Raw genomic sequence first — 12,454 nt, forward strand, 5'->3', positions numbered from 1 at the left:
ATTCCTCCCGACCTCTTCCATGAGGAATCGGCTGGAAGTAACACCCGAACACACCGCAGCGCCCGTGGGAGTCGGTCACTCCACCATGACCCGTTGAAACCTCCGTCGCACCGCCAGCGGCGGACGTTGAGAGGGACCACATTTCTAGACTACCACAGCCAGCAGTAGATGAAGACCGTTAATCCGTCTTTGAGATTTTCTTGACTATACCTATCTATGCCGGCTTCACCCTCGGGTCATATCAGTATCAAAGCCCCAAGGCACTCGGCTTATTTATTTATAGAACTCTCGCTGTGTTCTTTATATCACCGGTAAATTCTCTTTATAAAAATTCATTCATCATAAACTAGCAGTCAATTGGCGCTCGTTTAATGTAATATGAATCATATAAGTGGATGATAGAACCAGTCGATTTTTCACCGGCGCATGTTCTCAATATAATATGGAATTTGACGAAGACGACAGCGTAGTGTTGCATGATAAGCACAGCGAATTCGATGGTAAGACCGGAACAGTTACACAGGTCGTCGAAACGATGTTTGGAGATGCAACATATACTGTCAGTTTTGAGGATGGTCAGGAAGTTGGTATTGCTGCAGACCAACTTGACCCGGTTGAAACTGAAACAAATACAGACGAAAACAACACTGCGTCTGAGTAAGCGAGTCTTTTTACCCCTGAGGCTAAAGCAGGAATATGCCTCAGATACCGTTCCATTATATTGATTTACGCACATTCTCATATGAGACTGAGGATGAAAAGCGCGTCAATTCTGCACTCCAAACGATTCTCCCTGAGGATTTCCCTCTTACCCGGACGGAGAGCAGTGGTCACCATGGTGATCGAATTATTGTGTTCTCAACCCGTGTGGAGTCAGCCGATGCAATACGGCATGTTCTCATACAGCTTGCACGATTACCGTCATTTGAGACACTTCAATCAGAGCTTGATGAACGAGTTACAGAAAACACTGAGTTATTTCTCCGATTAGACAAGCAGGCTGCATTCCGTGGAATGATACGCCGTGGTGAGGGAATTACACTTCGTGCGAAGGTTGAGGCATACCCAGCAAAAAAATCTGCTGCAGTAAAGAACGCAGATGAGGCATTGACACAGGCTGCATCCTTACTTGCAGCGAATGACTCTGAATGAGAATTAACACGATATATAAACTGCCCTCCCTTGCTTGATTTATTTTAGCCTCTTATCGAATGTTAGTGATTTTATATTTTTATCCGAAGCAGAGCGCGTAATCGGGCGTTCCAATTGAATTAACTGTGGTTTCGGATATAAGCATTGGTCATATTGCCGACGACTGTTATGTGATATATAATCAAATTATCGTCGTCTCTTGTTCACAGGTGTCGCATCTGTCCTCCGCAGACAGCAGCTCTGTGCTGTCATCCTCATGTTGTCATTCAATATCAGATATCATATTATTTGATCGAACATCCCTGTGATGGCGTCTCTGTTAGTGGAATTGGTTCATCATTGAGCACAGCTTCAACAGCCCGTCGCATCTCATAAGCACTCACGGCTTCATTGGGTGACATTGCATCATCAATCCGTGAGTGGAATACAAGTTCAAATTGGCTTTCATCACCGGAGCTCCTTCGATTGAATAAGAATGGATCGGGCGTGCATACCGCTCCATACTCATCAGTGACCGCCTGTGACTCATCGCGAAGATATGCTGTATACCGAACTTCATCAGCGGAGACCCGTTCGCGCATTCGATCAAGACTGTCCTCAGGATATGCCTCGGCGTCATTTGGATTGATACCAACGACAGCCAGCGAGGGATATGTTTCTGTTAGATGATTCAATTCCTCAACCTTTGCCTCGGCATATGGACAATGATTGCAGGTAAATACGATTAAAACCGCATCATAACTCAGCAGGTCATCTAATGCAACTGTGTCGCCAGCGGCTGCTGGTAATTCAAAGTATGGTGCAGGATCACCACGTGACAGTTCAGAATCAGACTCAACTAAGACCATTATATTATATTACATGTATGTAACTGGATATAAAAACGATGGTTATCGAATTGCACTTCTGACACCGTAGTTGATAAAATAATTTATTCCGCCTGAGAGAGTAATCATATTTGGTGCAATGACAAAACGACAAAATCCCTTCCGAGAGCTTGAACGACTGTTTGAGCAGATGCACAAGAACGTTGAGGAGGCCGCAACACAACTGACGGCTGAATCATCAACCGGGATAACACCAACAGGTACAATCCGGGTTGATCTTGAGGATCGGGAAACAGCATTTGTCGTCACTGCAGAACTACCGGGATTTAATCGTGAAGACATTGATGTCCAATTAACTAATCAAATACTGCAGATACGAGCTAATCAAGAATCCGAAATGGGGTCAAACTCTGATAGCGGATATATACGGCAGGAGCGGTATCACGCCTCAGTCTCACGCTCAATCCGACTTCCAAAAAGCGTTGACCCTAATGAGGTTACTGCAAAATATAATAATGGTATATTGAGCATTGAAATGGCTAAAAAAGACCCAAACACTAATGAAACACAGATTGAGATTGAATAACTTCGAAATATCTCTAGGAAGATTACATCACGAATCTGCTGACTGGCTGTAGTATCTATATACACAATGGTTTGCTGTAGGCGGTTCGAGATCTATAGCTCATATATTACCATTCTCGATATCCAAATCACAATCAAGAGCTTTGATGAGTTCTGTCAGTTAATACTCGTAATAGGTATTGTTACTTTCAGAGATTACTATTGGTGGTTTTGTTTGGTGGACGAGATTCACTCTTGGGAGCAATCCCCGAGATACTTTACCTCAATTGTTGTAGATTCAACAACACCGCTACGTTATACAGATTCGAAGAGAGTACCTGCGATTTTCGCCGTCTTCAGGAATCTGTGAGTTCTGGTGTGCAAACGAAACCAGCGGTCTCGGTAATCCAGGATGAATCAAACAATCCGGAATCATTCCATGTTCGATTGTTCACCCGAGATTTCAATCCGTTATTTTAATTCTCAGGCAGCCTTCTTCAACAATAGGAATCAGGCGAGAATAGAGTGATTCTGCCGTGTCCGACGATGGCGACCTGTTCGCCCTAAGAGCTGATATAAATTCACATCCCTGAATCTATACCACATACTGATATGCTTCTTTATCGAAGACATACCTCAATACAATCACAATCTTTCACAATCGATATGAGCAAACCATTTCAAGCCAGCACTCCTCGCACTTGTATGGCAACGAAGCGGGAACTAGTCGACTTGTTGCTGAACGATGCTCGACAGAGCGCAGATGATATTGCACGCCAACTCGGTGTTGACGCAGCGACAGTTGATGCGCTCGTCGACGAGTTAGAAGCCGAAGGTGCCGTCCGTGGGTATCAAGCGGTTGTCGATTGGGACCGTCTTGACACAGATCATGTCCGTGCAGAGGTAGAGCTAAATGTCGAACTTGACCGCGAGACAGGATATCAAAAAATTGCACGTCGAATCGCCAAATTCTCTGAGGTAAGTTCACTCCGACTTATCTCGGGAAGCTATGATCTTGCTGTCGAAGTCGAAGGGGAGTCAATGCATGATATCTCTACGTTTGTCTCCGAGCAAATTGCACCGATTCCAGAAATAACACAAACCGTGACACACTTCGTAATGACGACATACAAAGAACGTGGTATTTATTTCGAAAACAATGATGAGGATGACAGGCTTGCTGTGTCACCATGACTGATCGGCAAGGTCATTCAGCATCATCGATTGAATCAGAACAGGCAAACGATGAAATAAGGAATCCCGACCACACTAGTGGCAATATACACCGTTTATCACAGCGAGCAAAACAAACACCGCCATCTGGTATTCGTCGATTCTTTGAGTTAGCAGATGAGATGGATGATATTGTCTCATTGGGTGTTGGTGAGCCAGACTTCTCTGCACCATGGGCGGCTCGGTCGGCGGCGATTGATGCGCTTGAGCGTGGAAAAACGTCATACACTGCAAATCGAGGGCGAAGTGATCTCCGGGCAAATATCTCCGAGCATGTCAAACAGTATGATCTTGAGTATGACCCTGATGAAGAGATTCTTGTCACTGCTGGCGCCAGTGAAGCAGTTGACCTTGCAATGCGAGCGCTTGTTGACCCAGGTGAGACTGTTGCTGTGCCGAAACCGTCATACATTTCATATGCACCGTCTGTGACGTTTGCTGGCGGTGAGGTTCGATCTGTGCCAACGCGTGCAGAGACCGATTTTACCCTCACATATGAAGATCTCACTGCTGCTAATGCATCAGAGGCGTCAGCACTTGTTCTCTGTTACCCGAATAATCCTACCGGAGCGGTTATGACTCGAGACGAACTTAGGGATGTTGCCACTTTTGCTCGTGAACATGACTTATTTGTGCTCTCGGATGAGATCTACTCTGCGCTTCGGTATGATGATGAACATGTCTCGATTGCAACGCTCCCAGAAATGCGCGAGCGAACTCTCGTATTCAATGGGTTCTCGAAAGCATATGCCATGACAGGAATGCGATTAGGATATGCACTTGGTCCACAGGAAGTTATTGATGCGATGAATCGAATCCATCAGTACACAATGCTCTCAGCACCGACAACCGCACAGGCAGCAGCGATGGAAGCAATCAATTCATGTGAACCAGCCGTCGAGAAAATGCGTCAGGCGTTTGATCGTCGTCGTCAATTTGTCATCTCACGATTTAATGAACTTGGGATGGACTGTTTTGAGGCAAAGGGCGCATTCTATGTCTTTCCAAAGTGTCCACCGGGATGGGAAGATGATGAGGAATTTGCCGAAGCACTCATTCATGAAGAACGAGTTGCGCTTGTGCCCGGACGCGTCTTTGGAGACGGTGGCGAGGGTCATTTACGGGTCTCATATGCATCCGGAATGGATGATTTGAAAACTGCACTCACTCGAATCGAGTCATTTCTTGAATCTTATCCCACCTCAGCGTCACTTGAGGTATCCGATACAGCATGAGGATCTCCGCATAGCAGATGATAGTATATTTAACATGAATTATACTGTCAAAGACTTCTGAATCAGTATCTTGAAATATATCACTGCGATTAAATTCTATTTATATTTAACCCCAAGTTGAGCTGCTAATTTAAGATTGGTATGATTGCTGAGATTGGCAGGTCGAAAAAGAGATCCCCTCCCCAGTTTCAAGAAACGAACAGCGATAGTCGTGAGTGGGAGAGAGCGGTTCACGTTAATTAATTATCAATTATCGGCTACTTATTCGTGATTTTGTTTCAAATCTCAAGCGGAGACAAATGTTACTGTTTCTGCAGCTCTTCGCACTAAATATAAATCCCCAGTGTATTCGCTTACACATGACAGTTTTGTTTCTGATGCCAGATCAAATCAATTGCAATCATGAATGCGAGTAAACCCTCTATTGTACAATCAAGCATATTACGATGATAATACAGCAGCAACACAGGTCACTGTTCACCTATCAATCAATCCACACATGAATTATTACTGTACAGGACATCATCGAGGAGATTCCATCATCGTCAGACCTGAGTCATCATGCGCATACCAAGGAGCCATATGAGTCACTGGCAAGCCCGCGGTTTGATGATTCTGATATTGATGATTGTTATAACTGCAGGTATTCTCCCACTTGTAACCGCTCAACAGTCTGATGTGACGATTGGATCGATCAATGTGACACCAACGAATCCCTCCTCAGGTGACGCTGTAGTCATCAATGCGGAACTCAGAAATTCTGAGACGAGTACTGGAAGTGTAAAAATATCTCAAGTAAGCATTGACGGTCCATCGATTGATGAGAATGCTGATGATATCGGAAAGCTCGGACCAGGCACATCGGTCACAGTACCATTTTCGGTTGTCTTCGATGAACCAGGACAAAAGAAACTCACGGTCACAATGTATGGGCAAGAGGATACTGGAAGCGTATTTTCCATCCAAAAGCCAGTATACGTTTCCGTTGAGCGTGATAGCACGCTTCTATCATCAACAACTGAAACTGTCGCCGCCGGAGGGCTTGCGCCAATAAATATCACTGTATCAAACGGTGATAATGAGGCAATTACTGGCGTCCAACTCACAGTTGATGATGTTCGAGTTGAGGAACCACAACGAACACGTGGGTCAATTGCATCTGGTAGCGAGCAGACATTTCAGTATGATGCATATTTTGAATCGCCTGGTCAACATTCATTGACTAGTACGATTATCTATCAAACAAGCGATGGAGTGACACACCGAACGACTGAAACGATCCCAATCACTGTTGAGCGTCCGCGGGTCAATGTTGATCTTTCTGTGCGCGCTAATTCGAATCAATCGGGCGGAACAATAGTTGAACTCACCAACTTTGGAAATACATATCTAAGTGACATTACAGTGAATGCAGCAGCGAACGGAGATATTGTTGCTCGAAAATTACTTTCAAATCTACAATCCGAAACAAGCCGATCTCTCACGTTTGAACCCGAGAGTGGTGTCAGTGGACCACTAGAGTTCACAGCAAGATATGAAGCTGCTGGTAAAACCCACTCGGTATCTGCAACAACCAATCAGGCGCTTGGAGAAATTCGACTCACCAGTGTTGAAACAACACAGGGTGGTACAGCAGTGACAATCACCGGAGACGCTGCAAATATTGGTCGTACAAATGCTGATGGAGTCCTACTTAGTATCGCCGACACGAGTTCAACAACCCCTGTATCACCATCAGGTGAATATTTTGTTGGTGAGATAGAAGCAAGTGAATTTGCGACATTCGAACTTACCGCATCGGTACAGCCAGATATTAACACAATCCCTGTCAATGTTGGCTATGTCGTCGAGGGAGACCGCATTCAACAGACTCAGCGAATTTCACTACCTGTAGACCGAATAAATGCATCAACCGAGGCACAGGATGCTGCGGCGGTGGCTCAGCAATCGAATGATAGATCTGATGACCGCACTGGTAGTGCTGGACTCCTCGGCAGTCTTCCGCTTCTTCCGATTGGTGCTGTCGTTATGATACTTGTCATTGCAATAGGTACGTATCGGTGGCGTCGTGTTACACAATGAGTGTCATTGAGCTTCATGATGTTCTTAAACGATACCAAAGCGGTGAACAGACCGTTGAAGCGCTCAAAGGGATTGATTTCCATGCTGACCGCGGGCAAATGGTTACGGTTATTGGTCCTTCTGGTTCTGGCAAAAGTACGATGCTTAATATGATCGGACTTCTTGATACGCCAACCCATGGGACTGTTTCTCTTGATGATAATAATGTAACAGATTATACTGAAGATGAGCTGACAGAAGAACGCCGGTCAGGAATCGGGTTTGTATTTCAGAGTTTCTATCTTTTACCGATGCTCACCGCGACCGAAAACGTCGAATTACCCTCAATGTGGGATACATCTGTTGATCGTCGTGACCGTGCTATTGACTTACTTGAACGCGTTGGACTCGGGGATCGACTTAAGCACACACCAGATCAACTCTCGGGTGGTCAACGACAGCGCGTTGCAATCGCCCGCGCGTTGATTAATCGTCCTGAGATCCTGCTTGCAGACGAACCAACAGGAAATCTTGATCAAGATACTGGTCAAACAATTCTTGAGGAAATCACGCGGCTTAAAAATGAAGAAGATATTGCGATTGTCGCCGTGACCCATGATGAACAACTTGTTGAATATGCTGATCGTGTCGTTCGACTCGTTGATGGGAGCGTGCAGTGATTGGTCTTGACAGTCTTTTCCGCCGGTTTCCAAGTGTTAAAATGGCATGGCGAAATCTCGGTCGCAATCGAATTCGAACAGGGTTAGCGACGCTTGGAATCATCATCGGTGTTATTGCAATCGCCTCACTTGGGATGGCTGGCGCTGCACTTCAACAGCAGGCGCAATCGAATTTGGGTAGCCTGACGAATGAAGTGGCGGTAAGTTCTGGACAAGATAGCACGCAGGACGGTATCACCATTGATCAAGTTGAGCAGATGCGAGATATCATCGCTGATGCTGAAGTTGTCCCGCAAAAGACAAATCAAACCACACTTAAATCCCGGGATGGGCAGGAGGTATTCGTCAGTGTCGTTGGGGTTACTAAGGCGAGTGCACTGTATGACACGACTGTCGGTAAAGCACCCACCCGTCTTCAAAACGGTGCATTAGTAAGTGTTGAAACGGCTCGTGAATTGGGACTTGAACTTGGCGACCCTGTTGAATACGACGGGTCGTTGTATCGAATCCGTGGATTTCTTGCGGCTGAGGATGGCTTCGGTGGTGGTGGTGGAAATGAACTTGTCCTTCCATTATCTGCACTTTCTGAACAGGAATACTACGATTCTGTGACTGTTGTCGCCGCAAGTGGTGAGGCTGCAACCACCGTTGCAGATATACTTGAAGCGGATTTCAATGAACAGGGACGTGACAGTGAGGAAATCCTGAGTATCAGGAGTTTTGCAAGCACACAAGATAGTATTAATTCATTTTTAAATACGCTTAATCTTGCACTTCTTGGCATTGGATCCATCTCATTGATTGTTGCAAGTGTTGCAATTCTAAATGTAATGTTGATGAGTACAATTGAACGCCGCGGGGAAATCGGCGTGCTGAGAGCTGTTGGTATTCGCCGTAGTGAAGTCCTTCGAATGATCCTCGCAGAGGCAATATTCTTGGGTCTCATCGGTGGTATCGCTGGTGCCATAGCATCACTTGGTGCCGGATATATACTATTTCAGGTTCTCGCCAGCGACGGAATGTTAGTGTTTACCTGGGCAGGACTCCAACACTTATTATCTGGATTTGCCTTTGCGGTCTTTGCAAGTACCCTGAGTGGGGTATACCCTGCCTGGAAAGCTGCAAATGATCCACCTGTCAAAGCACTCAGAGGATAATAAACAAATCCCCATACTTGCAATGCACAGGTAATCGAGGCGACTGCCTCGGGGGTTGACTCCGGGGTGAGTTCAGTGATAAATACATATGATACAATACTTATGAAACGTCGATCATACCTCCGCCAGAGTGTACTTCCTCTTATTTCGAGCGCTGGTATTGGTGCTGTATTCGCTGGATGCACCAGGACTGAGAGTGATGATTCGAGAATCACAACATCCGACAAGATGGCATCCACCACGACATCTACATCTGCACAATCAGATACCCAAGTATCGCAGGTCCGAATTGAAACTGTCCTCACTGGACTTACACATCCGTGGGGACTGACACACCTGCCCGACACTCAGAAATCACTACTTACTGAGCGAGTCGGTCGGTTGCTACTTGTTGATCGGTCAGCGGGCACATATGATCGTGTCAATGGAGTACCAGGCGTATTTACCCGTGGTCAAGGTGGACTGCTTGATGTTTGTATACACCCATCGTTCCCAGACCCATCATGGGTATATCTGACATATGCGGTTGCTCGCGATGATGGTGCAACGACAACTGCAGTCGGGCGTGGGCGACTGGACCGCGACGATCCTCGAATTACTGACTTCGAGGCACTCTATTATGCTCGTCCCTATGCCGACTCAGCAGGTCATTTTGGATCACGTGTCATCGTTGGTCCAGATAATAAGTTATATATAACTGTTGGTGACCGACAGTTCAAAGACTTCGGTCCAGATCATGTCGCTCAAGACCGAGGGAGCGATCTTGGAGCGACACTCCGATTGAATCTTAATGGAACAATCCCTGATTCAAATCCATTTATTGATGATTCATCCGCGCGAGATGCAATATTTAGCTATGGTCATCGGAATGCACAAGGACTGGCTGTTCATCCTGACACAAATGCGATCTGGCAAACGGAATTCGGTGAGCGAGATGGTGACGAAATAAATATACTGACTGCTGGCGGTAATTACGGCTGGCCAATTGCAGATGAAAGTTGCCAGTACGGGAGTGATGAACCGATTGGTGTCTCACACGGTGACCGAGAGGATGTAATCGCACCAGTGTATTCATGGCCATGTGGAAGTGGTGGATTTCCGCCAAGTGGTATGGCGTTTTATGATGCTGAAACAGCCAGCAAATCTCGTGGTATTGTGGGGTGGCAGGGAGATCTTTTCGTTGGTGGATTAGCCTCACAGTCACTCGCGCGGTTCCGTATTGACAATCAACAGATTGAATTAATTGATCATCTTCTCACGAATCGTGGATGGCGCATTCGTGCTGTTTCTGCCGCTCCGGATACCGGAGCAATATATGCAGTAATTGACTCAGATGATGCAGAACTGATTCGGCTTGTGTCTGCTTGATATCCTCCTCCACGTTTAGTGATTCGACAAACTTCTGGGTGAACTGATTCACTAAATCGATGCGAGAGAACTATTCTGACTGATGTATGTCTAGTTAAGCACCCACTTCTTCTGTGAACTACTACACGCGGAGGAATTCCACGGCACCACACGCACCGCTGAGTTGGGAGTTTCAGGTGCAGGTTCACAGGCTGCCGAACTCACACGCCGTGCGAACCAGTGTGCGGTCGAGGAACGGACAGCCTCTTTGAATTGGGAGTATCACAGCTTAAATCACGGTACTCCTATCTTCACCCGAAAACGCGCTCCTGTGTTAGTTTCCCCACAGGAGCGGTGGTCGGTGGTCAGTGGTCAGTGGTCGGTTTCACCAGACTCAGAGTTACTCACGTCAACGCTCGCCCGGTGCTTATTCTTTGTTTCCCACATGGGGCACACTCTGCTTCCAGCGTGGGCGGACACTCATACTTGAACCGCCACCTTTCGGGCGCTTGGCTACAGTGGGATCATAGTCAGTGCGCCGACAGTTATATATACATCATGTTTCGACCGTTCGGGAACCCCCGGCTGCGACGGCGCGTGTCCACGGTCTGAGACTATGTGGTATTGTACCTGTATTAGCTATAATCCGCATGAATCGCTTCGGGTATTCGCCTCGACCGCCGATAAAATTTCAGCCAATGTATCTCTGTTGAAATCCTCAGAGAGTTACATGTTCATCCTGTAATTCCACGAGATGAAGCCCCTCCCGAAGTCGCAAATTCTCCGTTTTACTGAGAAAGCGATCCGCCTGATCCGCCGAGTAGTCTCCCGGTACTTCTTGAAGTTCTCTAAACACCGCTATACACTTCCCCAACACGTTGTTCTGCTGTGTCTCAAAGTTCGGAAGAACACGATCTATCGTGGACCGCTTGACGAATTAATCGATATGCCACGCATCCGTCGTGTCCTCGTGTTAGCTGAACTTCCTACGCCATCAACGCCCTGTAAGACATTCTATCGACTTGATATGACCGTATGGCGTGTCTTATCGACTCTCTCCGTCACGCTACTTCAGACGAGCGGAGTTGTTGGGGTTGATACGTCAGGATTTGACCACAGTCACGCTTCGAAACACTACACGAAACAAGCCGAATTCACGATTTAGTAGCTCAAAGTAACGCTGCTGGTCGATGCGAAAGTGAACGCAATTCTCGACCTCCACGTGACGATGACTCGGAAACACGATAGCCAAATCGCTCCGTCGTTGGTTAAGGGCAACGCTGAGAGTATTGATGTTCTGCTCGGTAACAAAGGCCAGGACGACCAGAAAATCAGGCGACTTGCCCGGCAACACGAAGTTCGGTCACTGATCAAGCATCGTGAGTTCATATCGCTCCACAAGGCATGGAACACCTATTTAGACGCTGACGTTTAGGATTAACAGAGTCAATCACAGACGGTCAACTCTACGCTCAAGCGGAAATTTGATTCGTTCGCCCGCTCACGGCACTGGTGGAAATAGTTCCGTGAACTCACTATCGCTTGTCTCAGTCACAATATCGACCGATCACTCTGAATGGTCAAGACAGATCCTCTACCGGTTACTGATCTGTTCACCGGCGTCTTGGATTTTACCATAGGCCGGTGCAAGCACGTAATCCGCGACACCGGGCGCAATAATAAATCCGACCAGCCGGAACCCATTGAATCCGGTGTCGGTCCCTACGTCGATGAGAGCGACCAGTCCAGCCACCCCGACTCCAACCCCGGTCCCAACAGTCAACTCCCAGCGATATTCACCCCACCAGACGATGATACCAGCAACTAGAAGCACGATACCACTCACAACCGAATCGACGACAAACGACAGCCCATCAAAGGTCAGCCAATCAAGTGCCAGTCCGATTCCGACCCCACGAGATTGTTTAATTGGATCGAGTTTTTCTTCGCTCATACAACACCTCACCGATCATTCAGAAAGCATCATGGGTGTTACAAAGCCTTTAGTAATCAATACGTACTCTTCAGCGACGGGATGTCCCAGTCGATTATTCCGATGAGCAGGCGAAAAACCTCACCTACAATTAGGAATGACACCACAAACGCAAACCCGCAGCGATGATTCATACTTTTGTTTAGTTTTGTTTAGTGTTGAAAGATATAGTAAGCTGTGTCGTTATGGCTACATGAGAAGATTC

Annotated in this window: 11 protein-coding genes and 1 pseudogene; 10 read left to right on the forward strand and 2 right to left on the reverse strand. The window is 46.7% G+C overall.

What is annotated here, in order from left to right:
- The first annotated feature begins 442 nt into the window (after positions 1-442).
- Both HQRW_RS04380 and HQRW_RS04385 read left to right on the forward strand, forming a co-directional pair.
- Entirely contained in the window at positions 443-661 is a 219-nt protein-coding gene (locus HQRW_RS04380; protein ID WP_014555614.1) for a hypothetical protein, read from the forward strand.
- 35 nt (positions 662-696) lie between these two features.
- The gene (locus tag HQRW_RS04385; protein WP_014555615.1) at positions 697-1,152 is read left to right on the forward strand and encodes an RNA-binding protein; all 456 of its coding nucleotides are present in this window, start codon (positions 697-699) and stop codon (positions 1,150-1,152) included.
- A 284-nt stretch (positions 1,153-1,436) separates the two neighbouring features.
- Here HQRW_RS04385 and HQRW_RS04390 read toward each other — a convergent pair whose 3' ends face one another.
- Positions 1,437-2,000, reverse strand: a complete 564-nt coding sequence (locus tag HQRW_RS04390) for a thioredoxin family protein (RefSeq protein WP_014555616.1) — start codon at positions 1,998-2,000, stop codon at positions 1,437-1,439.
- A gap of 118 nt (positions 2,001-2,118) precedes the next feature.
- On the opposite strand from HQRW_RS04390, the gene HQRW_RS04395 reads away from it, so the two are divergent.
- The 8 genes and pseudogenes from HQRW_RS04395 (at position 2,119) to HQRW_RS04430 (ending at position 11,778) form a co-directional block, all read left to right on the forward strand.
- Positions 2,119-2,565 (forward strand): Hsp20/alpha crystallin family protein, encoded by a 447-nt coding sequence (locus HQRW_RS04395; RefSeq protein WP_014555617.1) that lies wholly within the window; start codon positions 2,119-2,121, stop codon positions 2,563-2,565.
- Positions 2,566-3,248: 683 nt separating this feature from the next.
- Positions 3,249-3,737: an Lrp/AsnC family transcriptional regulator gene (locus HQRW_RS04400; RefSeq protein ID WP_014555618.1), complete on the forward strand. Its 489-nt coding sequence runs from the start codon at positions 3,249-3,251 to the stop codon at positions 3,735-3,737.
- Complete coding sequence (locus tag HQRW_RS04405) at positions 3,734-5,011, forward strand: pyridoxal phosphate-dependent aminotransferase (protein ID WP_011571087.1); 1,278 nt, start codon at positions 3,734-3,736, stop codon at positions 5,009-5,011. Before HQRW_RS04400 ends, HQRW_RS04405 begins: the two co-directional genes overlap by 4 nt.
- A 582-nt stretch (positions 5,012-5,593) precedes the next feature.
- Positions 5,594-7,093, forward strand: a complete 1,500-nt coding sequence (locus tag HQRW_RS04410; RefSeq protein ID WP_014555619.1) for a COG1361 family protein — start codon at positions 5,594-5,596, stop codon at positions 7,091-7,093.
- Positions 7,090-7,752, forward strand: coding sequence for an ABC transporter ATP-binding protein (locus HQRW_RS04415; protein ID WP_014555620.1), 663 nt, complete (start codon positions 7,090-7,092; stop codon positions 7,750-7,752). The genes HQRW_RS04410 and HQRW_RS04415 overlap by 4 nt, the downstream gene beginning before the upstream one ends.
- A 41-nt stretch (positions 7,753-7,793) precedes the next feature.
- Positions 7,794-8,909, forward strand: coding sequence for an ABC transporter permease (locus HQRW_RS04420; RefSeq protein ID WP_049892264.1), 1,116 nt, complete (start codon positions 7,794-7,796; stop codon positions 8,907-8,909).
- A 102-nt stretch (positions 8,910-9,011) separates the two neighbouring features.
- Positions 9,012-10,277 (forward strand): PQQ-dependent sugar dehydrogenase, encoded by a 1,266-nt coding sequence (locus HQRW_RS04425; RefSeq protein WP_014555622.1) that lies wholly within the window; start codon positions 9,012-9,014, stop codon positions 10,275-10,277.
- A 733-nt stretch (positions 10,278-11,010) separates the two neighbouring features.
- A pseudogene (locus HQRW_RS04430) lies at positions 11,011-11,778 on the forward strand (IS5/IS1182 family transposase).
- Positions 11,779-11,850: 72 nt separating this feature from the next.
- Here HQRW_RS04430 and HQRW_RS04435 read toward each other — a convergent pair.
- Positions 11,851-12,210: a hypothetical protein gene (locus HQRW_RS04435; protein ID WP_014555624.1), complete on the reverse strand. Its 360-nt coding sequence runs from the start codon at positions 12,208-12,210 to the stop codon at positions 11,851-11,853.
- Positions 12,211-12,454 lie beyond the last annotated feature (244 nt).

It is taken from the genome of Haloquadratum walsbyi C23 (genome assembly GCF_000237865.1).
GTDB lineage: Archaea > Halobacteriota > Halobacteria > Halobacteriales > Haloferacaceae > Haloquadratum > Haloquadratum walsbyi.

What these genes read in the sequence shown, in the direction of transcription:
- HQRW_RS04415 (WP_014555620.1), top strand. Translation starts at nt 7,090, where the DNA reads ATGAGTGTCATTGAGCTTCATGATGTTCTTAAACGATACCAAAGCGGT.
- HQRW_RS04390 (WP_014555616.1), bottom strand. Translation starts at nt 2,000, where the DNA reads ATGGTCTTAGTTGAGTCTGATTCTGAACTGTCACGTGGTGATCCTGCA.
- HQRW_RS04400 (WP_014555618.1), top strand. Translation starts at nt 3,249, where the DNA reads ATGGCAACGAAGCGGGAACTAGTCGACTTGTTGCTGAACGATGCTCGA.
- HQRW_RS04425 (WP_014555622.1), top strand. Translation starts at nt 9,012, where the DNA reads ATGAAACGTCGATCATACCTCCGCCAGAGTGTACTTCCTCTTATTTCG.
- HQRW_RS04420 (WP_049892264.1), top strand. Translation starts at nt 7,794, where the DNA reads ATGGCATGGCGAAATCTCGGTCGCAATCGAATTCGAACAGGGTTAGCG.
- HQRW_RS04405 (WP_011571087.1), top strand. Translation starts at nt 3,734, where the DNA reads ATGACTGATCGGCAAGGTCATTCAGCATCATCGATTGAATCAGAACAG.
- HQRW_RS04380 (WP_014555614.1), top strand. Translation starts at nt 443, where the DNA reads ATGGAATTTGACGAAGACGACAGCGTAGTGTTGCATGATAAGCACAGC.
- HQRW_RS04435 (WP_014555624.1), bottom strand. Translation starts at nt 12,210, where the DNA reads ATGAGCGAAGAAAAACTCGATCCAATTAAACAATCTCGTGGGGTCGGA.
- HQRW_RS04385 (WP_014555615.1), top strand. Translation starts at nt 697, where the DNA reads ATGCCTCAGATACCGTTCCATTATATTGATTTACGCACATTCTCATAT.
- HQRW_RS04395 (WP_014555617.1), top strand. Translation starts at nt 2,119, where the DNA reads ATGACAAAACGACAAAATCCCTTCCGAGAGCTTGAACGACTGTTTGAG.
- HQRW_RS04410 (WP_014555619.1), top strand. Translation starts at nt 5,594, where the DNA reads ATGAGTCACTGGCAAGCCCGCGGTTTGATGATTCTGATATTGATGATT.